The sequence below is a fragment of the Bradyrhizobium arachidis genome (assembly GCF_015291705.1).
In the GTDB taxonomy this organism is placed as follows: domain Bacteria; phylum Pseudomonadota; class Alphaproteobacteria; order Rhizobiales; family Xanthobacteraceae; genus Bradyrhizobium; species Bradyrhizobium arachidis.
The window spans coordinates 8359047-8379265 of record NZ_CP030050.1; the positions used below are offsets into that span (position 1 = coordinate 8359047).

Consider the following 20219-nt stretch of genomic DNA (forward strand, 5'->3'; position numbering starts at 1 on the left):
CTCGTCTTGCCGGCTCAGTGGATCAGCATGCCGCCGTTGACGTCGATCACGGCACCAGTCACGTAGGCGGAGAGATCCGAGGCCAGGAAGGTGTAGATGCCGGCGACGTCGTCCGCCGTGCCAAGACGATTGAGCGGAATGCCTTCCAGGATCTTCGCCCTCATCTCGTCGGTCAGCTTGCCCGCGGTGATGTCGGTGCCGATCAGACCGGGCGTCACGCAATTGACGCGGATGCCGTCCGGACCGAACTCACGGGCCATCGCCTTGGCGAGACCGAGCACGCCAGCCTTGGCCGCCGAATAATGCGGGCCGCCAAAGATTCCGCCGCCGCGCTGGGCCGAAACCGAGGACATGCAGGCGATCGATCCGGACTTGCGCGCGCGCATGTGCGGGATCACCGCTTGGGAGAGGAACAGAATGCCCTTCAGATTGACGTCCTGGATGCGATCCCAATCAGCCGGCGAGATATCCAGGAACTTCACCGGCTGGGTGATGCCGGCGTTGTTGATGAGAATATCGATGCTTCCGAAGGATTCGATCACGCGAGCGACGGCCTGCTCGCAGGATGATTTGTCGGCGACGTCGCATCGCAGCCCAATGTGGGACCTGCCAAGCGATGCCGCGGCGTCCGCCGCCGTGCTCGCGTCAATGTCGAGAATGGCGACCCGAGCGCCCTCGGCGGCGAACCGCCGTGCCGTGGCCAGCCCGATGCCGTGCGGCGATGCCGCGCCCGAAATGATGGCCGTCTTAGCGCTGAGCAGCATCAGTCCCTCCCGTAGATTGTTTTTCCTTGGCAAGGCTAGGAATGCCCCGCGGACACGCAACAGACAAACGCACAGTTGTCACGGATCGATGAATTTGGTTCACTTATGGAATGCTGTCGAATGTCCCGATATCGGCAATTCGCGCGTTTGAAGCCGCTGCTCGCACGGGATCGTTTCGCGATGCGGCGAATGAACTTCACTTGACACCGAGTGCAGTCAGTCATGCCATCCGCAAGTTGGAGGACACGCTTCGGACCGTATTGTTTGAGCGCAGCGCGCGATCCGTGCGGCTCACGCCAGCCGGCGAGAATCTGATGCGCCACACCGGAGCGGCTTTCGACCAACTCCGCCGCGGTCTCGAGGAAGTCGCCGCGCGCGGACCGCAACTGGTGCGCGTCCACTCAGCTCCGAGCTTTGCCGCGCAATGGTTGGCACCGCGGCTTGCACAATTTCTCGCCGCCTATCCGAAGCTCGAGGTTCGACTGGCTGCAAACACGGACTACGTGCGTTTCAGCAATGACGATTTTGATATCGACATTGTCTATGGTCCGCCGCGTGCTGAGGGCGTCGAAATTGTTCCTCTCCCCGAGGAGACGGTCACCCCGCTCTGCTCCCCGGCGCTTGCAAAGTCAATCAGGAATGCTGCCGATCTCCTCGATCGAACCCTTATCCGTTCCGACGTGAAGCAGGTTCAGTGGCACCAATGGTTCACTGCGAACGGATTGGAAGCACCTGCGCTCCACGGGATGAGGTTCGATCGCAGCTTTCTTGCAATCGCAACGGCTGCGGAGGGATTGGGAGTAGCGTTGGAATCAACGCTCCTGGCCGAACGCGAACTGGCGAGCGGGCGACTAGTTGCGCCGCTCGCAGCGCGAGCCAACGATATCCGCTACGTCGGCCATCGTCTGATCTACCCGCGCGCCAGCCGACAGAGATCTGCGGTACGAGCCTTCGCGGATTGGCTCGTGGCGCAACTCGCTGGCGCGACCGTGGGTTCCTCGCTCTAATATCGAAGTCAAGCCGAGCAGCCCGCAACCAACCAAGCGTGCGGCTGTTTTGCGTCTCGAGCTCCGATGGTCGCGTCTTCAGCGCATCGAAGTCGGCGCCCAAGCAAACGGGCCTCCATAAATCCTCACAATCGTATCAGTCGTGCCCATTATCCGAGGTGCCACCATCGGGGTGGCGGAAGATCGTAGATTGGCGTGCAAAATCGTACGATTGGTAGCGAGCGCCGCGAGGGCGCTAGCTCTGAGACGTCGTTTCAAAGCATCGCGGAGCAGCTCAATGCAGCAGGTATCGAATAGCTGGATCGATGTGTGGAAGATTGAGGCTGAGCGAGCGCTGTTCGTCGGAGGGGCGCTGAGGAACTACTATGCGCGTGCTGAAGGAGGAGCGGGGCCGCGACCATCTGCCGAAACAGGAATTGGGAATGGACAAGGTCGTCTGTATTGAGGGCGCGCTTCACAATGGCGGGCTGCCGAGCTTTTGGAGTGAGCCCAGCGAGCGTACTCCGATGACGAAGGCGCGAGCGGGAGCACGGCGCGGTGGCGTTCGCCAAAGGAAACCGGCGAGGCGGGTAGTCGCACTGAGTGTTCGGCGCATATCGCCCTGGCCGCAAGTGTTCCTGGTATTGCGAAACGTTGAAGAATACTCCTCCTCCCCAAGCACGCGGCCGTGGCGGTTTGCATGCTGATCTCCTATCGAGCTGATTAGGCTCCATAGGAAAGACCGAAATCATGCTCAATTCGCCAGCCGGACGTCGTCCGAGAATCCCATAGATACAGGCTCCTTTTCCTGCGAGCTGCGCACAATCACGGGGGTGTGCCTAATCCCGCTTATGTGAGATTTACATAAGCGCGACGACCGGCCCTTCGCCGGGTTCCCGCCGCCGGCAGCGGTGATTAGGCCTCGAGCGACCCACGAAGCGAACATCCCCAGATGCATCTGGCGGTCTTCGCCGGCGTCCTGCAAGCCGGTTGCTACAAAGCCGATCAGAGAATTTTGCCTGCCGTTTATTGTCGGCGTCAGCTTACGGACAGCTAAGCTGCTTATCGGCGGCGTCAGGTCTAATGACCTGAACACAATGCAACAGCCATAGGAGTGTGGTCGCCATGGGCGGTCGAATTAACAATTGGTCGGATGCTCCATCCGCTGATGAGTATCATTACGCGAGCTCCCCGGAGCACAGGAATGCTGACTATTTCGCGGACGCGTTCGGTAGAATGGGATTGCAGGATTCGGGTGCCAGCTCATCCTCGCAGCCGAGTTATTACCTCACTTCAAGATCTCCCGTTGTTGAGATCGACCAAGCCGAATTCCGGGAACGGGTGAGGAGTTTTCATGGTGACGAGATCAATCATATCGCCAACAATCCGCAGGAATACTCAGAATTTGTATCCGAAAGAGCCAGGCGCACCGCGGATGTCGCTAGCAGTTACGCGATCCGAAGGGATTCTGATGCCGCGCGATATTACAGCTACCAACTGGGAAATAGGAGCGTCGGCCTCCAACGAACGGAAGCCGGATTTCCTATGGCGGCTGAGTTCACCAGCCAACGGTGGGGAGAACAGTTCCCCGGACGAACTGACGTCACATCAATCGTGGATTTTCAGGTTGCTCATCCGCTCGTCGGCAACGCCGGCGATATTCTGCTTGAGCACCAACTACAGCAAGACGGCGAACGGCCGCTGGTGAACTGGCGTCCTGCCAATGATGAAGCGAGAGCCCGTGCAGAACAAATGGGCTTCGTTCATGTAGATCACAATGATATGGTACTCGATCCCACCCAGTCCAGACAGTGGAGATACAGGGATGGTGAATGGCAACGTGCAACCAATTCTCCGATGTATCTCTCCAAAATCAAAACGCCGAGTGATGATGAACCTTCACCAGAGTCCGATTCGGATGGAGACTTTATGTGACGTGAGATCTCCACCAATCGATTGAGGTGGAGCAGGAGCGCAGACCAACCGACACCTGCGGCTTACGATCGAGCGTTGGACGGAACGAAGCCGAAGTCAAATTCGGCTCAATCCGGAGGTGCGCTACTGACCGCACCGCGGCGGTTTAGGAGAGTTGGTGCCTGTAACAGCAAAAAAGAAAATCCCGGCTTCCAACCGGGGTTTTCGACTTTGGCCCGGGCGGGAGAAGCGGATTGCCTATGGCATGCGCGAGCGTCATTGCGTCCGCGCCATCAGAATTGCGGGTACCACGCATCATCATCGGGCAGCTCCCATTCCCGCAGTCCGGCGACGTATCTGGTCAGAGCGATCACGCCCGTGATCGTGGCTGGCTTCGACCGAATGAGCACATTTGCATGCTCCGTGAGAGCCAGGTTCGTTTGGCCGGTGACTTCGTCGGCGGCAGCAAATTCGGCACCATCAGCCGAAAGCGACGCCGCCGCATCGTAGTGCGCGGACAGCTCGCGGTGGCGCTCGATTACTACGAAGATCAGATCCCGATCGGCTGCAGCAACCGAAGGCGTGTAAATTTCTTGCGATGACAATGTTGGCCCCGAGCAAATATGAGGGGCCCGTAGCCCTTACGGGGGAAGGCTATGAATGTTTGACCGTCCGCAGGCACTACACGTAACTTCAGATCGAGCGTGAGGGCCGCCATGCCAATCCTTTGAACGGGAAAATTGAAGGCGCCCGAAATCGTCGAAGAATCCAAACAGGCTAAATCTCACCAAAGCCGTCGGTCGTGTTGCAGACACCCATACGGAGTCAACCGACGCAGCCGCGACGTTAGCAGCGCTGTCATGACTAAAGTCGGCGCACATGACTCGGTGGGCGCTGGTTTTCTGCGCAGCCAAGCGCTGTCAGTGTGATCATCGTCGATCCGATCTCGGCGTATATGGGCGGCAGCGATGGCAACGGCAACGTCGAGACCCGGGAAGTCCTGGAGCCGTTGGCTCGTTGGCCGACATGGCTAACCGCCTGGGCATCGCCGTAGTCGCCGTGACGCACCTCAACAAAGCTGGAGGTGGGAGCAAACGGAGCGCCCTGAACCGGTTCGCCGGGTCGGTTGCGTTCGTGGCTGCAGCTCGAGCTGCGTTTGCCGTGATTGAAGATCTCGATGACGACGAGCGGCGGTTCTTGCTCCAGGCCAAGGACAACCTGGGGAAGAAGTGCAAGGGGCTGACCTTTCGGCTCTAGTGTCCCGAGTCACAAGTTCGCAATCGTAGATTCGCGTTAGGTTCGCGTCGCTGTGCCAGAGATGGCGGCTTCAACAGCGACGGAGGATATGATGGCGGCCCAGCGACTTGTCCCCTTGATATTGAGCGATGATGAGCGTGCTGAGCTTCAGTCGCTGACAATGCGGCGAAAGACGGCGCAGGCGCTGGCTCTGAGAGCCCGGATCGTGCTGACCTGCGCGGAAGGCGGTCAGAACAAGGAAGTGGCGGCCAAGCTGGGCCTAGAGCGGGGAACGGTAGGCAAATGGCGGCGGCGGTTTGTGGAGCAGCGCGTGGCCGGGCTGCACGATGAGCCGCGCTCGGGGGCGCCGCGCACCATTGACGATGGTCGCATCGAAGCCGTGATCGTGAGGACGCTGGAAAGCTGCCCAGAGAATGCCACTCATTGGAGTTCCCGCGGCATGGCAAAGGCCAGCGGCCTTTCGGTGTCGACGGTGCAACGTATCTGGCGGGCCTTCGGGCTCCAGCCGCACCGGCTGGAGACATTCAAGCTCTCGACCGATCCGAACTTCGTGGCCAAGGTACGCGACGTCGTCGGCCTTTACGTCTCGCCGCCGGCACACGCCATCGTTCTGTGTGTAGACGAAAAGTCGCAAATCCAGGCGCTGGACCGCAGTCAGCCGATGTTGCCGATGCGTCCCGGCCAGCCGGCCCGAAGGAGCCACGATTGCAAAAGGCACGGCACCACATCGCTGTTCGCCGCCCTCGACATTGCGACCGGACGGGTTATTGGCAAGTGCTACGGACGGCACCGTGCCGCCGAGTTCCGCAAGTTCTTGGACGAGATCGAGGCCGCTGTGCCGCGCCAACTCGACGTCCATCTCGTCATGGATAACTACGCTACCCACAAGACCCCGCTGATCCGGAAATGGCTGGCTAAACGGCCGCGTTGGCATGTGCACCTGACCCCGACCAGTTCGTCATGGCTCAATCAGGTCGAGCGCTTCTTCGCGCTTCTTACCGATAAGAAGATCAGGCGCGGTGTCTATCGGAGCGTAGCCGCCCTTCGGGCGGACATCGCCTCGTTCATCGAACGACATAACGCAGATCCCAAGCCGTTCCGATGGACAAAGTCAGCCGATGACATCCTTGCTTCCATCGAACGCTTCTGCCGTTACAATGCCCCGGTACAACACGAGGCGATGTTGCGAACTTCTGGTTCAGGACACTAGCAGCGCCTGGTCAGCGAGGACGTCATGTCATCGAACGTCATGTTCGAGGGCGACCACGTCAGCAATTCGATCGACGAGGCGCTGTCTGCCTCGGAGAACCGCGGAGCCAAGAAGGGCCGCGATCATTTTTTATCAATCGAGCCCGTCTGCAGGCGCTGTCTGCTCTTTACCCGAGTGTCCCGCTGGGGCATTTTCCGCGTGTAGTACGCGCGGGAGAGAACGCGCTCGGGCACCTCGAACTCCCGGGCTGTCCGAATTGTCGGATCACCATGAGATGGTTTCGGTCGGAGTTGGTGCGAGACACTCCGGAATCGATAATTGCCCACCTTTTTGTCTGCCCAAATTGCAGGCGCGCTCAGCGTGACCGATACAACGCACGCCGGTGCCGTTTCGCCGTACAAAAATGGGCGCCCTCGTTTCCGTGTGATCGAAGGGGGACTCTAAGGTCGCCGCCTTAGCCGTCTATCGGCCTCGGTCCACATCAGACCGATCACCTAGCTCCTCCGGCAGCCGGTTATCTGGCGGATGATGTCGGCCGTCGTGACGTACTTCCCGTCCTTCTTGCTGCTATTTCGCAGTATCTCGCCAATTATCCGATATTTCGGCTTCTCTGAGCCGGCGGCTCCGCACGTTGTCCGCTTTTCTCAGACCAGGGATTGATGGCGATGATTCCCGCCTCGACGGCGTACGTGAGAATGCCGCCAAGAAGCCCGGCCGTCCGCGTTGCCACTGCGAACAATGACTTTCCCGCGTAGCTTTTTTGTCTTGACCGAGGCTCGCGTCTTGCCGGCCATGATATCCTTCAGTACCTTTGATGTCTGCTTGGTTTGTCTCACGCGCCGCTTGCTAAGAAGCGGGATGATATGGCGCTCGAATGCGGCGGGTATCGGTGATGATGGTACTGGGCTTCTTCGGCCGTCCACCCTTTCCTAGGATAGGGCCGGCGTTCAGATAGTTGAGGTAAAGAGCGCAGAGCTCCTTGACGGTGATCGCCTTGCGAGAGCTGGCGTTCCTCCGCGGGATTGTCGCTCTGTGCGATACGCCCCAATTGGACCTTCGCCTCCTGCCTCGGCTTTTGGCCGGTCCAGACGCCATGCAAGCCAATGGTATAGCGGCGCGAGCGGCCTAGTAATCTGTATTGGATGACGCAGCTACGCTTGGCCGGAAGTGAAGATGCGCAGACCGAAACCAGCAAAGGTCACGTCGTGTCGCGGATCCAACACGATCTCCAGATCGTCGTCCTTGCGCCGGCACAGAGCGGTATTGCTCATGCTCGCTCCGATCCGTCGCATCGGGCCACGGCGTTGCGTCGGACCGGACCGCGGCAGCGCGCGCACGGCGCGCCTCCTGCGACTTCAGGCCGGCGAACGCTGGTCTCGCCCCTGAGGGTCGCTTCGGTAGCGGGTGGCCGAGGTCTGGTAGTACCGCGTGGACATGGCCGCCATGGCCTCGATTAACGATCCCCACGGCGCCGGAAAGCACTCTTCCGCCGTCACCCGGTACAGCATGCGCGTATAGCCGGCCAGCTCGTCGTTGAGGAACTCCACCGCAGGCATAGCTGGATAGCGCTGAAGCAGCAGGATCGCCGCGTTGTCGGCCTCGCCGGCCAACGTGTCCTTGTCGCGTCCGTGCAGATCGTTCTGCAGGCGCCCTATCACAGAGATGAGTCGCAGGACCTGGCGAAACGCCGGACGCGCGCGCAAGGTCGCCATGTCCAGCCCCCACAGCAACGACAGGCAACAGAACACGTTGGCGTAGGCTATCGAATCGATGCCGTTATGCAGGTACTCGGCGTAGGACCAGCGTTCCGGCCCTGCCGCCCGCGCGTGTCCGGCGCGGAGCGCCGCGCAGTAGCGCCTAGTATCGGCGAGAAGCTGAGCATAGTCGCGATGATCGTAGGCTAGCGCGGCCAGCGAAGCGCGCAGCACAGCGCAGCCCTCGAATCCGGGGAGCGCGCACGGCTCGCCCTGCCCCAGCGCCAGCTCCACCGCGGCGAGCTGCTCCGGCACGATCAGGCCAAGGTCGTTGCAATCGTCGAGCCAGAACAGCAGCGCCAGTTCGCGATAGAACGCCACGATAAGTGTTTCGTCCTGCGGATCGCGACCGGTGCGGGCGCTGATGTCACGCAGGCTCGAGCGGATACGCTGCAGAATGTACTGGCCACCGCTGACCGCTTCCACGGCATGCTCGTCAGCGAACCCGGTCAGGGAACGCCCCCACTCCAGCACCTGATGCAGCGCGCGTTCTGCCGGGATCATGGGGTCGCTCCTGCTCTTTCGGTCAGGACGGGCCGCCCCCAACGAAGCGCCAGCCACAAGCCGGCGAGTTCGGCCACGCGCACGACCCGAGTGGGGCAATACAGTTCCTTGCCGATCCACAATGGCGTTTTCGGCAGTGCATGCGCCGCATGGCGGGCGAGCATCCACTCTAGCGCACGCGCCACCACCTGTGCGATGCGCCGGCGCCCTGTGGTGTTTTCTCTCTCGTCCATCACGCGTAATGCGAACAACGCATAGGCGGTTTCCTCGAATGTGGACGCGCGACCGGCGCCCCAGCCGCCGTCGCCGCGCTGCGCCTGCAGCAGCGCCGCCAGCGCGCGCTCGTCCCGCCACTGGGGCTTGCCTTGCGCCAGCGCAGCGACCGCATGCGCGGTGGGATACAGCCACGAAACGTGCCATTTTTCGTTGTCCCATAGACCGTGCGGGTTGCGATTGGCCTCGACGTAGGCGCTGGTGCCGGCGGCCGGCTTTCCCAACAGTCGCAACGCATGCAGGGCGTGGATGTTGGTCGACACCGAGGCATTGCGCTCGCCGGGGAAGGTGACGAACAGCTCGCCGATTTCAAAATGGCGCAACGCATTGACCGCCGCGTCGCGGCCTGCAAGGTGCAAGACGCATAACGCAACGGCCGTGTCGTCCGCATCAGCCGCGAAATGCAAGGCCGGACCCAGACCGCGCACGCTCAGGCGGGCGTCGAGCTGCGTGACAATCACGCGGACCGGCTCGGCGAGCGCGGGATGCGCGAACAGCCCGGCCAGATGAAGGGTGTACAGCGACCAGCATGGCTCGAACACATTGATCGGCCACACGTTGGGAACGACGCCTTCGATGCCGCTGCGCGTCGCCCGCGATGCCATCTGGAGATACGCATCCGCGCGCCCGACCTGTGGCGTGCTTCCCCGCGTCACGGCGTACGCACGCCACGCGGCGGTGGCCGCCGGACTGATGCCGATGCTGCCCTCGTCATCCGGGTATGCGGTCGTCGGCGACGTCCCCCAGGCTTCCCAGGAGTGCAGCAACGGATGACCGCTCGGCAACATCGCCAATGCCCGCAGCTTGTCCAGGCACGCTTGTCGCAACGGCAACAGCGCTGGATGGCGCGGAAACGCCGCGTCACCCAGCAAGGATGCGGCCTCACCGCAAAACTGCGGCAGGATCAACTCCGCGCCGATCGGCGCGTCTTCCGGCACCGCATGCGCGTAGGGATCGGGTTGGACCTGGAGGAACCGGATTGCAGCCCCGACAGCGTCGGCAGCACCGGGAAGAGGATCGGCGCGCTGCAATGCCAATAACGCTGCCCAGGTGGGCGCATGCCGGAACAGCGGGAAGTCCGCGCTTCCCCATCCGCCGTCGGCCTGTTGCTGCGCGATGAGCCACGCGTATGCGTCCTGCCGACCGGTGACGTTGCCGTGGAAGCGCAGCACCCGCGCCGTGTCGTAGACGGACGGACCGACGCTGCCGCCATCGCTCATTTCGCTCAGCAGGCCGCGCAATTCGGAAAGAATCTGTTCGGACAGCGCGTTCACGATGGATGTTCCTTATGCAGACGATTGAAGAGAACCGGGATCGGGCAGACGCAGCCCATGTCGCCCGCATGCTCGTCGCGTAGGCAGCGCCGGACGGCCGCCCTGCTCCGGCGTGGCGAGGTCCCCGATGCTCGCGCCGGTCCGCCGCGTAGGCTTGCGCGCGGGGCGCCGCGTGCGCCGGGGCGGGCAACCGCTGCGATCGGCACGGCGACTCGGACAAAGTGCAGCATCTCTCGCCGTCGATCGCAGCGGCACGAGGGCGTCTTCATCCGGACGGGCGCGCTCATGCGCATGGCGCGTGCTTGAAAAGATACGCGTTGGCCCGCTCTAGGAGTTGCGCCAACCGTTCCGCACGCGGTCCCAGCGGCGCGATGGCCTCCCCGGCATCGCGCAACAGATCCAGCGCGAACTGGCGTGCTGCCTGCAGTCCCATGATCGACGCGCAGGTCGGCTTCTGCGCCGCCGCGTCCTTGCCGGGGGTCTTGCCCAGCGTCGCGGCATCCGCTGTCACGTCGAGAATGTCATCGATCACCTGCAACGCCAGGCCGAAACAGGCGCTGTAGTGATCGAGCGCACAGTACAGCGCAGCGTGCGCGGCATTCTCCGCTAGAGCGCATAGGGCGCCCATGCGAACGGACGCGCGCACTAGCGCTCCGCTCTTCATCCGGTGCATCGCCACGATCCTGTCCAGCTCGACGTGCTTTCCCACCAGAGACAGATCCAAGGCCTGCCCGCCGGCGGCACCCTCGGCTGACACCGCCTGCGCCAGTTCGCGCACGAGCGCGATACGGTTGTCGCCCGGCGCGTCCAGGCTCGCCAGGGTCAGGAAGGCGTGCGCTTGCAGCGCATCCCCGACCAGGATCGCTGTAGCTTCGCCGAACTTGACGTGCACGGTCGGAAGGCCGCGGCGAAGCACGTCGTCGTCCATCGCGGGCAGATCGTCGTGGACCAGGGTGCAGGCGTGTATCATCTCGATGGCGGCGCCAACGTCATCGAGCATGTGCGCCGGCGCGTCGGCCAGTGTGCCGGCAGCCAGACATAGCAAGCCGCGGGTGCGCTTCCCGCCATGCAAGGTGGCGTAGCGCATCGCCGCCATCAGCTCGGTCTCACCGTCGTGTTGGGCGCAGAGAAGACGCGCCAGCACCTGTTCGATCCGGTTTGCGCCCTCATGCATCCAGATCTCGGGCAGCAGCCCGCCGGATGCGCCCCGCGCCTGCGCGCCCAATCCGCCGAGCGCGGAATCACCACTTCTGTCATCCTGTGGCGTAGAGCCGGGCTGCATGTTGTTCATGTCCTTGTCCCTGACAGGCGAGCCGCCGCGGTGTTGTCTGCGTCGCACCGAGCGCGCGCCGAGTGCAGCAATCCCGCGCCTCGCCAGCGCCCCTGCCTCACCATAGGGGCATGTGATGCCCAGCTCATGAGAATCGGATGCGGATAGTCATGGACGGATGTGCGGTCGGGTAATAGCGGCGGCCTTTTTCGACGCCGTTCAGCAACCGCGGCCGCGTCCCGCCCTCGTGCATGGTCAGCGCCAAGGCGACGCAGAACTGCACCAGTTCCAGACATGCCAGGTAGTAGCCGATGCAGACGTGTGGGCCGGTCCCGAACTGCAGCATGTCCACCGGCCGGATAGGCTCGGTGCGTTCCAGCCACCGCGCCAGGCGAAACTGATGAGGCGCCTCGTACAGCAGCGCCGAGGTCGAGAAATGCAGCACCGGGATGCATAGATCGGTGCCCGCGGGAATGCGCCGTTGGCCGAGTCGCAATTCACGCACTGCGCGACGCACCAGGAGCGGCGTCGGCGGATGCATGCGCAGCGTCTCGCGGAACAGCGCTTCGGCGACCGGACACTGCGCCAAGTCCGCGTGCCGGGTCGGCACCGCGCCCACCCGTTGCGCCTCCTCGACCAGAGCGTCCCACAGCCCAGGCTGCCGTGCCAGCTCGATTACTATCCAGGCCATAGTCGACGCCGTGGTGTCGTGACCACCGAGCAGCAGCAAGCGGATATTGGCGACTAGGACCTCATCGGAGAGCGCATCGTCGCTCCGGTCGAAGGCGCTCACCATGTCGTTGATCAACCCGGTGGGCGCGGCATGTTCGCGCGCGTCGCGAACGAACTCGCGCAACCGCGCATCGATCCAGTCTCGGGCGGCCCGACCGCGCCGCAAGGGCAGTCCGGGCAGGTCGACCGGGGGCGCGACGATCAACTGCAGAAGTTGCCGGTACTTGCGACGCCATTCCGGCAGGTCCTGCGCGGGGATTCCCATGAGGCTGAAGATGAGTTTGAGCATTAGATCGCCGGTTTCGCGCAGGATGGTTACGTCGCCCCGGTCGCGCCACCTCTGCACCCGCGCCCGGATGACGGGCGCGAACAGCTCGCCGATGCCCGCCTGGGTCAGCGCCGTGGGCAGGAACGCCGCCTGGATCGCGCCGCGCGCCTGCCGGTGCGCGCCGCCGTCCTGGGCGACCAACGTTCCACCGAACAATTCGGGCGCGATATCTTCGATCAGCGCCGAGGACACATCCTTGTGGCGGAGCAGTGCGATCGCATCCGGATCCAGACAGGTCACCATGTGTCCGGCCGGGCCGAAGTCCAGCCAGAAGTGGCTGCCCAGCGTCCGTTCCGCACGCCGCAGCAGGCGCGGCAGGTCGCAGACGATAGCGGGAAGGTGCCCGACCAAGGGGAAAGCGCCGGGCACGACCGGGATGTCGTGCCGCAGCCGATCTCGACGGTTCAGCGGGTTGAGCAGCATGTCCATCACCAGCGCGGCGACGCAGCCGCTTCGGCGGTCTCGCCGGAAGGCGGCGCGGCGCGGCTGTTTCCACCGTCGGCGTACGTCGGCACATGCGCCAGCATGCCGCCATCGATGCACACCACTTGGCCGGTGATGAACGCAGCATCGTCAGAGAGTAGGAACGCCACCAGCGCGGCCACGTCCTCGGGGCGGCCGACGCGCGGCAGGAGCTGGTGCCGGCGCAGATGCCGTTGCATGCACTCGTCCAGCTTGGCCAGGAGACGCTCGGTCATGATGAGACCCGGCGCAACCGCGTTGCAGCGGATCTTCGCATGACCGTACTGGGTGGCGAGCGAGGCCGATAGCATGTTCATCGCCGCCTTCGATGCGGCGTAGGACGTCAGCGTGGTGTCACCGCTGAGCCCCTGGCACGACGACATGTTGACAATCGCGCCACCGCCGCGGGCGATCATCCCAGGGATGGCCCGCCGGCAGCAGAGCAATGTGCCGCGCAGATTGGTTGCCATGGTCTCATCCCAGACCGCCAGGTCCAGGTCGAGGATCGCGCGGTCGCGCGGAGTCAGATGCATGGCGCCCGCATTGTTCACCAGGAGATCGACCGCACTGAAGTGCCGCTCCGCCGCATCGAACAGCGCTGCCACAGCCTGCGCCTCGGCAATGTTGATGGCCAGAGCCAGCGCGTGGCCCGCCTCGGCCGCGATTTGGGCGGTACAAGCCGTGGCCGCCGAACCATCGATGTCGGCGACCACCACTTTGCCGCCCTCGCGCGCGATTGCGAGGGCGCATGCCTTGCCGATCCCGGCGCCGGCGCCGGTCACCACGGCCACCTTGCCTTCAAACCGTCCCATCGTGTCCTCTTGGATTGCGTTGGTCTCTCGCGGCATGCCGCTCCGCGTCCGCTGGAGAAGGCGCACTGTCGGCGCTGGCGCGCTCCTCACGGCTAGCTTCGCTTCTGATGACCCGAATGGCGGCGACCGGGCACTGGCTGGCTGCGAGACGCACGGCCGCGTGCAGCGCCTGCGGAACTGTCGCCCCGCACACTTCGGCCACGCCGTCCGATTCGCGCTGGCGAAAAATACCCGGTAGCGTCAGCGCGCACTGTCCGCTGGTTCCGCACAGATCCTGGTCGACTAAGACTCGCATCGCAGCCCCTGCGCACGCAGCCGCACCGGCAGCGCGGTGAACGTCCTTAGGAATGCGGAGGGCTCCCGGGTCGGCAGCTCGGCCAATGCCAGCGTGGGGAAGCGCGCCTGAATCCGCGGCAAACTTTCGGCCAACTGCACCCGGGCCAGTTGCGCACCGAGGCAGAAGTGGATGCCGTGGCCGAAGCTCAGCATGATCTTCCCGTTGGTCGACATGCCGGGACTAGTGCCGTAGAACCGGGAAGGATCGAAGCGGTCGGGATCGGCGAAGGCGTCGGAATCGCGATTCCCAGACGCGATCAGCACGCGTACGTCCGCGTTCTTCGGGATCACCACCCCGCCTAATTCGATGTCGTGCTGGGCGATACGCGGAATGGAGCTGAACATGGCGGGCGCGTCGCAACGCAGGACCTCTTCGACGAATGCCTTCACCCGCATGGCGTCTCCCTGCAGCCAGTGCCGCTGTTCGGGATAGGCCAGCATCGCCAGGACCGCATGGTCGATGGTCGCAGCAGTGGTGACGAAGCCACCCAGCAGCATGCCCCACAACATGCTGATCAACTCCGCATCTGAAAGCGTGTCGGCATCATCGTCGTGTGCGAGGACCAACATCGACACGATGTCGTGGCACGGATCGGTGCGCTTACGCTGTATGAGAGCGCCGAAGTAGGCCTTCACTTTGGCACTGGCCGCGTCCGCCGCGGCGAGCCGGGAATCGCTGGCGTGTGGGCTCAGGCCCTCCAAAATGGCGCCGTTGCCCGCGGCGAGCCCGAACATGTCGTCCTGGGGCATCCCGAACAGTTCGGCGAAGACCAGTATGGGCAAGGCCAGCGCGAATTCCCGATGCAGGTCCACGGCCTCCCCGCGCTCCAGCGCGGGCGTCATGCCGTCCAGCCGCGCTTCGACGATCCGCGCGATGCTCGGCCGCAGGTTGTCGATCTGGCCCATGGTGAAATCGCGCGAGATCAGCCGCCGCAGACGCGTATGCGTCGGTGGGTCCTTCATCGCTAGCGTGGAGGCCAGCAGATTGAGCGACAGGCTGGTCGCCGCATGCGGAAAATAGCGCGCCAGTTCGCCCGGCGGCGGTCCCCGAAACGCATCGCCCGTGGCCTTGAGGGCCCAGCAGATGTCGGCGTGGCGGCTCAACAGAAAAAGGCCCGACGCCGCGCGATGCACCGGGTCGTGCTCGCGCAACCACCGCATGAACGGATACGGGTCGTGGATCCACGCTGGCGACGCCAGTTCGGCGAACGCGTCCCGGCATGCTGCCGTGGTTTCTTGCACGTCCATCTTCGTTACCTGTTGGCTGGCTGATCTGAGCGATGCAGGCAGGTGCGCCGGCAAACCGCGGACACGATTGCGTCCCCAGCGGCGTCCGCACATCACCAGAAAACCGGGAACTCCTCGAACCCGCCAGTGATGATCTCCTTGCGCAACTTCAATTGTTCGGGCGCGACGGCCAAGCGCAGCGCGGGAAAGCGCTTGAAGATCGAACCGAACACCGCCTTGAGTTCCAGCCTGGCCAGCTCTCCGCCGATACAGGAGTGCGGACCGTAAGAGAACGCCAGGTGCGGCTTTTCCTGGCGCCCGATGTCGAAGATTTCCGGCGCGTCGAAATGGCGAGGATCGAACGACGTTGCCGGCAGGCCGACCAGCACCTTGCTCTCGGCGGGAATATGCACGCCCGCGATGGTCACGTCGGTTTTCGGATAGCGCATGATGCCGTCCCAGCCCGCGCCCGGCGGATACATGCGCAGGATTTCCTCCACGGCCTTGTCCACCAGGGATGGATCGCCGACCAGGCGTTCGCGCTGTTGCGGATGGCGGAACATGGCCAGCAGGCCGCATTCGATCTGCGCGACGGTGCTCTCGTGCCCCGCCACTAGCATGCCTGCCGCCAGGCCGATTGCTTCTTCCTCGGTCGCCTTGCCCTGGTCGACCGCCGCGAGCAGATCCGTCAGCAGGTTGTCGCCCGGATTCTGGCGCTTGTCCCGCATCTTGTCGCGAATGTAGGCGCGCAGTTCTTCCCAGGCCAAGCGCGACGCCCTGCGCGGGCCGCTTTCATGCTGGTGCGTCATCACCTCGTCGGACAGCCGAGCGAAAAAGGCGTGATCCTCATAGAGCAGGCCCATCAGGGCGCTGATGACCATCGCCGGAAGCGGAAACGAGAGGTGGCGCCGCAAGTCGGCGGGCTGGCGCTGGGCCGCCAGGTTCTCGAACAACTGCGCAGCGATCGCCTCGACATGCGGCGTCAGCAGCTTCACCCTGCGGCTGCTGAAGGCCGGCGCGACGAGCGTGCGTAACCGGACATGGTCGCCCCCCTCGTGCGACACGAGCCACCCCGGCGAACCAAGAATCACCGAATCCGGGGTGAACGCCGTCGGCGGCATTCCCGCCGGCCGGAACGCCGCGTCCGACAGCGCCGCCTTGGCCTCGTCGTAGCCTGTCACCCACCAGCCTTCGTGCCCAGACGGGAAACGCACGCGGTGTATCGGACCGTTGGCGCGCAGCGCCAACATCTCGGGCGAGGGCTCGATGTGATCGACGCGCCACATCGGCAGCATCGGCAGGGGTTGTTCGGACACGGTAGCACTTCACTCTCTAAGCGATGGAGGGGCGCAAGGTGCCCACAGGCGCTGCGGTCACCGACTTTACGTGCGCTTGCGTTCACTTCTGTTGGTCGATGATGCGGCGGGGAAGGCAACCGAACCGTAGGGCGTCAAGTTGGCTTTAGCCAGCTACCGAATCTTGTAGTAGCCTCCTAGGCTAAGCGCCTGGTGCCGCAAAACATATGCGGAAACTCTGTCGCCATGCGCTACCATACGGAAACCTATTTTAGATGGGTATCCGCCTATGTTGGTTGGCCTCATGCGCGTCTCAGAACACGGGCCTGCAGCGGGATGCGCTGCTCGGCTCGCCATCGTGACCTCGCTCGAAGGACAATTGGGTGCGTTCCACTCGCTGACCGAGAACCTGCACACGGCGATGCCCTCGGGCGAATTCCTGTTCCGGGGGCGCCGCGCTCGCGCAGAGCGCGCTTTAATCTAGGACCATGTTGCAAGCCACTTGCGCACGTTCGCGTTGGCACCATTGCCAAACTCAAGAACCGCGTTCTCGTCGATGAAATACGCGGTTGCGGAATCCGGCGCGGCGCAACCTCGCCCGCCTCGGCTTCATCATCGAACCCGAGGCCGGCTAGCTCTGCCAGCGCCCGCTTCCGCGGGAGATAGGGGCACCCTCGCTACGGCGTATTCGGTCGCGGCCTCAACCTGATCGCGCGTCAGCGATGGAATCGACAATCTCCTCGGCCGATTGCCCTCGGGCGAGGCGTCCATAGACGGGAACTCTCGTGTTTTAATGACCGGTTGGTTGCGATCACCTTCGACTTCTACCCACCGACGCGTTCAGACGATGAAGACGGCTTTAGAGCTCGGTGTCGATCTTGCCAAGATCAAGGACTGGTTCGCCTAACCCGACTCGGTACGGGTCGAGGGACAGCTGCCGGATCGCTTCATACAGGCGAGCCGGGGTACGAGCTCTGAAGGTCCATGGATGCCTGGCTCAGCCCGCAGGAAAATAGCTACGGAAACACCAACCCAACGGCAGCTTCACGCACTGAAGCGGCTGAGTGGAATTGCCCGTGTCCCAAATAAATCCGAAGCCGTCACGTCGAAAGAGGAAGCGGAGAAGCTCTACGGGAGCGACTAAAACTGGCAGTTTTTTCGCATATCGACTTGCGTCTATCTCGACGACCTGCAACGGAGAGCCTTCATGTACATACCAACCCACTTTCGAGATGACGACATCGAGAATATTCGAGCGACAATCCACTGCGCCCGATTGGCCAACCTAGTCACAGCGACATCAGATGGGCCACTTGCGACGCCTCTTCCGCTCTTCCTCGACGAGAGCGAAGGCGAACACGGCGCACTATACGGGCACTTGGCGAAGGGCAATCCGCAATGGCGCACGGCCCCGATCGGAGAAGCTCTGGCAATCTTTACTGGCGCAGAGGCTTATGTGACGCCATCCTGGTATCCTAGCAAGCGACAAGCTGAACATGTGGTTCCGACATGGAATTACATCGCGGTCCACGCCCATGGGCCGATTGAGTTCTTCGAGGATCCCACTCGCCTGCTTGAGGTTGTGACGCGTCTGACGAATATCCATGAGACATCACGTGCGACGCCCTGGGCCGTCAGCGATGCCCCGGCGGATTTCATCGGCGCCCAGTTGCGTGAAATCGTCGGCGTGCGCATCCCTATCACCATGGTCCAAGGCAAACGCAAGATGAGCCAAAACCGCCCCACGCCTGATCGCATTGGTATCGCCACCGGCCTAGCGGCGAGCAAACTGGCACGGGACCAGGAAGTTGCAGCTCTTATCTTGGTTCAGGACTGAGACGAAAATGTGCATGACCAGCAGCGCCGCAGCCATCTTACATCTACAGCTCTCACGAACCCCAGCGGTCGGGCCATCAATTAACTCGCGAAATTCACGAACGGAAACGTCAGCTCGGGCTTGCCGCACTATGCAGACACTTGTCCGTATTCTGACAGAGGCACAATCTGTGTCAGGTCCAGTACAACGCGCATAGTAAGCGTCCAGACTTTCGAAAGCCCATTCGACTCTGCGGCTCCCTGCGCCGCCCGGGATGGCCATTGCTCAAAACAAAGCAATCCAGAAAAGAGCCGCGGAGGCAGCAATGCTCACGCTCTGCAAACTCCATCTCGCCCCCCGGAAGCAATTACATTGTTGAACCAATTCGCGCACAAGTGACAACGACTTGGAATGGAGACTCACCTCAGCGAGTTGCGGGCCGCGCAACTCAGTCTAGGAGCATGAGCAAGCAAGAGCCGCGACGCTTGTATATGCAGGCCAATGATTTGTCCCCAGAAAGAACCGTCATCGTCATAGTGAGCGATATGCCAGTTGGGACGGAACTTGCCCGCAATCTCGGTCTCGTCAACGGATCAATCGTGGGATGATTTGTTTTCGAGGGGCGCTTCCGCGCGGCAGGGCCGGACTACATAATTCATGACCACCATAATCTATTGCCATTCAAGACCTGCCGTTTGCTCGCTCCTGGTGTCGCTTCGCGATTCGACATTCGAAGGGGTGGCTCGGTGAGCGAGTTCTTTCGTCACTCGGCCCAACCACTGGCTCAGTTCGAGTGACTCGTGCCAAATGCCACGATTCGTTTACTGCCCATGATCGAGTACATACTTGCGTTTTGCTTGGCACGATGCTTGCTGAAGATCATTTGTCCCAAGGGGTGAGGAAGAACTGCAAAGGCTTGGAAAAGCAAAGATGAGCACAAACGCTTTGATCGGAGGCGCCATTCCGAGCACCGATGTTGCGAAACGTGCAGCGCGCATCGGTGCCGAAGTCAAAAATATCAAGCTATCAGGCGACTTACCGGACCACACGATCGCCGCGATCAACAGCTTATTGCTCGAGCACAAGGTGATCTTCTTCCGCAATCAAGGACATCTCAATGACGCTGAGCATGAGCGCTTTGCCGCTCGTCTCGGAAAGCTAGTGCCACATCCGATGCTCGGTGCTACCAAAGGGATGGCGTCGCTCCTCGAACTGGACTCCACTCGCGGCGGCGGTCGTGCCGACGTTTGGCATGCGGATGGGACCTTCGCCGACGCCTATCCCAAGATTTTGGTCCTGCGGGCCGTTGTAATGCCAATGTTCGGAGGCGACACCGTATGGTCGAACACAGCTGCCGCTTATCTTGGTCTGCCGCCGCCGCTACAACGGCTTGCCGAGGCCCTATGGGCCGTTCACAGCAACGTCTTCGATTACGCCGGGATCGCGCGGGTCCGTGAGGTCGACAAGAAACATTTTGACGAGGTGTTCACCAGAACGGTTTTTGAGACCGAGCATCCCGTCGTACGCGTCCATCCCGAAACGGGCGAGCGGACGCTAGTGCTCGGCGCCTTGGTGAAGCACTTTATTGGAATCCGCAAATACGACGGACAAAAGCTATTCGATCTGCTCCAGTCTCACATCACCGCGCCCGAAAACACTGTGCGTTGGAATTGGTTAGAGGGCGATATTGCGCTGTGGGATAACCGCGCAACGCAGCATTACGCGGTCAACGATTACGGGGACCAGCATCGCGTCGTACGTCGGGCCACGATCGAGGGTGACGTGCCTGTCAGTGTCGATGGCCGGAGCAGTGTAACGCGAAAGATGACCGAATAACTGCACGTCGACGCCCCCGCGCCCCGCGCTGAAAACTGGGAGAAATTGGCAATCGGAGCTGTTTCGGGGCAAACTCGAAAGCACTTTGCGACGCCATATCTCAGCTCTTGATGCCAACTCGGCAACGTTTCGCTGTGCTGGCAACTATTTAGCGTGGGCAACGGCTTCG

The 20219-nt window shown here is 62.5% G+C and carries 17 protein-coding genes and 1 pseudogene; 7 read left to right on the forward strand and 11 right to left on the reverse strand.

Features of this window, described 5'->3' with window-relative positions; genetic code table 11:
- Positions 1-14: 14 nt before the first annotated feature.
- The gene (locus tag WN72_RS39440; protein ID WP_092218464.1) at positions 15-764 is read right to left on the reverse strand and encodes an SDR family NAD(P)-dependent oxidoreductase; all 750 of its coding nucleotides are present in this window, start codon (positions 762-764) and stop codon (positions 15-17) included.
- 110 nt (positions 765-874) lie between these two features.
- Between WN72_RS39440 and WN72_RS39445 the strand changes: the two genes are divergently transcribed.
- Both WN72_RS39445 and WN72_RS47315 read left to right on the forward strand, forming a co-directional pair.
- Positions 875-1771 carry a LysR substrate-binding domain-containing protein gene (locus WN72_RS39445; protein WP_092218465.1) on the forward strand — a complete coding sequence of 299 codons (897 nt, stop codon included), beginning with the start codon at positions 875-877 and terminating at the stop codon, positions 1769-1771.
- Between the two features lie 1104 nt (positions 1772-2875).
- Positions 2876-3685 (forward strand): effector protein NopP, encoded by an 810-nt coding sequence (locus WN72_RS47315; RefSeq protein ID WP_283807159.1) that lies wholly within the window; start codon positions 2876-2878, stop codon positions 3683-3685.
- A gap of 272 nt (positions 3686-3957) precedes the next feature.
- On the opposite strand, the gene WN72_RS39455 is transcribed toward WN72_RS47315, so the two are convergent.
- Positions 3958-4269 carry a hypothetical protein gene (locus WN72_RS39455; RefSeq protein ID WP_092218467.1) on the reverse strand — a complete coding sequence of 104 codons (312 nt, stop codon included), beginning with the start codon at positions 4267-4269 and terminating at the stop codon, positions 3958-3960.
- 412 nt (positions 4270-4681) lie between these two features.
- On the opposite strand from WN72_RS39455, the gene WN72_RS39460 reads away from it, so the two are divergent.
- From WN72_RS39460 to WN72_RS39470, 3 genes are all read left to right on the forward strand, one after another.
- A complete protein-coding gene (locus WN72_RS39460; RefSeq protein ID WP_143130773.1) occupies positions 4682-4921 on the forward strand; it encodes a hypothetical protein in 240 nt (79 codons plus the stop codon).
- Positions 4922-5012: 91 nt separating this feature from the next.
- Entirely contained in the window at positions 5013-6131 is a 1119-nt protein-coding gene (locus tag WN72_RS39465) for an IS630 family transposase (protein WP_194394074.1), read from the forward strand.
- A 24-nt stretch (positions 6132-6155) separates the two neighbouring features.
- A complete protein-coding gene (locus WN72_RS39470) occupies positions 6156-6335 on the forward strand; it encodes a hypothetical protein (RefSeq protein ID WP_143130849.1) in 180 nt (59 codons plus the stop codon).
- 293 nt (positions 6336-6628) lie between these two features.
- Here WN72_RS39470 and WN72_RS39475 read toward each other — a convergent pair.
- The 9 genes and pseudogenes from WN72_RS39475 to WN72_RS39520 all read right to left on the reverse strand — a co-directional run.
- Positions 6629-7423, reverse strand: a pseudogene (locus WN72_RS39475) (integrase arm-type DNA-binding domain-containing protein); the annotation flags it as partial.
- 63 nt (positions 7424-7486) lie between these two features.
- Complete coding sequence (locus WN72_RS39485; RefSeq protein ID WP_092220491.1) at positions 7487-8389, reverse strand: terpene synthase family protein; 903 nt, start codon at positions 8387-8389, stop codon at positions 7487-7489.
- On the reverse strand, positions 8386-9936 hold the full coding sequence (locus tag WN72_RS39490) for a hypothetical protein (protein WP_092220489.1): 1551 nt from the start codon (positions 9934-9936) through the stop codon (positions 8386-8388). The genes WN72_RS39485 and WN72_RS39490 overlap by 4 nt, the downstream gene beginning before the upstream one ends.
- Positions 9937-10219: 283 nt before the next feature.
- Positions 10220-11218 carry a polyprenyl synthetase family protein gene (locus tag WN72_RS39495; protein ID WP_092220495.1) on the reverse strand — a complete coding sequence of 333 codons (999 nt, stop codon included), beginning with the start codon at positions 11216-11218 and terminating at the stop codon, positions 10220-10222.
- A 133-nt stretch (positions 11219-11351) separates the two neighbouring features.
- Positions 11352-12695, reverse strand: coding sequence for a cytochrome P450 (locus WN72_RS39500; protein WP_092220486.1), 1344 nt, complete (start codon positions 12693-12695; stop codon positions 11352-11354).
- Positions 12695-13540 (reverse strand): SDR family oxidoreductase, encoded by an 846-nt coding sequence (locus WN72_RS39505; protein ID WP_092220485.1) that lies wholly within the window; start codon positions 13538-13540, stop codon positions 12695-12697. The genes WN72_RS39500 and WN72_RS39505 overlap by 1 nt, the downstream gene beginning before the upstream one ends.
- Positions 13527-13835 carry a ferredoxin gene (locus WN72_RS39510; RefSeq protein WP_092220483.1) on the reverse strand — a complete coding sequence of 103 codons (309 nt, stop codon included), beginning with the start codon at positions 13833-13835 and terminating at the stop codon, positions 13527-13529. Before WN72_RS39510 ends, WN72_RS39505 begins: the two co-directional genes overlap by 14 nt.
- Positions 13823-15124: a cytochrome P450 gene (locus WN72_RS39515; RefSeq protein WP_092220481.1), complete on the reverse strand. Its 1302-nt coding sequence runs from the start codon at positions 15122-15124 to the stop codon at positions 13823-13825. Before WN72_RS39515 ends, WN72_RS39510 begins: the two co-directional genes overlap by 13 nt.
- Before the next feature lie 92 nt (positions 15125-15216).
- Complete coding sequence (locus tag WN72_RS39520; RefSeq protein ID WP_092220479.1) at positions 15217-16419, reverse strand: cytochrome P450; 1203 nt, start codon at positions 16417-16419, stop codon at positions 15217-15219.
- A gap of 1186 nt (positions 16420-17605) precedes the next feature.
- On the opposite strand from WN72_RS39520, the gene WN72_RS39525 reads away from it, so the two are divergent.
- The gene (locus tag WN72_RS39525; RefSeq protein WP_092220475.1) at positions 17606-18235 is read left to right on the forward strand and encodes an FMN-binding negative transcriptional regulator; all 630 of its coding nucleotides are present in this window, start codon (positions 17606-17608) and stop codon (positions 18233-18235) included.
- A gap of 909 nt (positions 18236-19144) precedes the next feature.
- Positions 19145-20050 carry a TauD/TfdA dioxygenase family protein gene (locus WN72_RS39530; protein WP_092220473.1) on the forward strand — a complete coding sequence of 302 codons (906 nt, stop codon included), beginning with the start codon at positions 19145-19147 and terminating at the stop codon, positions 20048-20050.
- The last annotated feature ends 169 nt before the right edge of the window (positions 20051-20219 follow it).

Coding starts and splice junctions, on each gene's coding strand:
- WN72_RS39500 (WP_092220486.1), bottom strand. CDS start 12,695: ATGGACATGCTGCTCAACCCGCTGAACCGTCGAGATCGGCTGCGGCAC.
- WN72_RS39510 (WP_092220483.1), bottom strand. CDS start 13,835: ATGCGAGTCTTAGTCGACCAGGATCTGTGCGGAACCAGCGGACAGTGC.
- WN72_RS39485 (WP_092220491.1), bottom strand. CDS start 8,389: ATGATCCCGGCAGAACGCGCGCTGCATCAGGTGCTGGAGTGGGGGCGT.
- WN72_RS39465 (WP_194394074.1), top strand. CDS start 5,013: ATGGCGGCCCAGCGACTTGTCCCCTTGATATTGAGCGATGATGAGCGT.
- WN72_RS47315 (WP_283807159.1), top strand. CDS start 2,876: ATGGGCGGTCGAATTAACAATTGGTCGGATGCTCCATCCGCTGATGAG.
- WN72_RS39515 (WP_092220481.1), bottom strand. CDS start 15,124: ATGGACGTGCAAGAAACCACGGCAGCATGCCGGGACGCGTTCGCCGAA.
- WN72_RS39505 (WP_092220485.1), bottom strand. CDS start 13,540: ATGGGACGGTTTGAAGGCAAGGTGGCCGTGGTGACCGGCGCCGGCGCC.
- WN72_RS39530 (WP_092220473.1), top strand. CDS start 19,145: ATGAGCACAAACGCTTTGATCGGAGGCGCCATTCCGAGCACCGATGTT.
- WN72_RS39470 (WP_143130849.1), top strand. CDS start 6,156: ATGTCATCGAACGTCATGTTCGAGGGCGACCACGTCAGCAATTCGATC.
- WN72_RS39525 (WP_092220475.1), top strand. CDS start 17,606: ATGTACATACCAACCCACTTTCGAGATGACGACATCGAGAATATTCGA.
- WN72_RS39440 (WP_092218464.1), bottom strand. CDS start 764: ATGCTGCTCAGCGCTAAGACGGCCATCATTTCGGGCGCGGCATCGCCG.
- WN72_RS39495 (WP_092220495.1), bottom strand. CDS start 11,218: ATGCAGCCCGGCTCTACGCCACAGGATGACAGAAGTGGTGATTCCGCG.
- WN72_RS39445 (WP_092218465.1), top strand. CDS start 875: ATGCTGTCGAATGTCCCGATATCGGCAATTCGCGCGTTTGAAGCCGCT.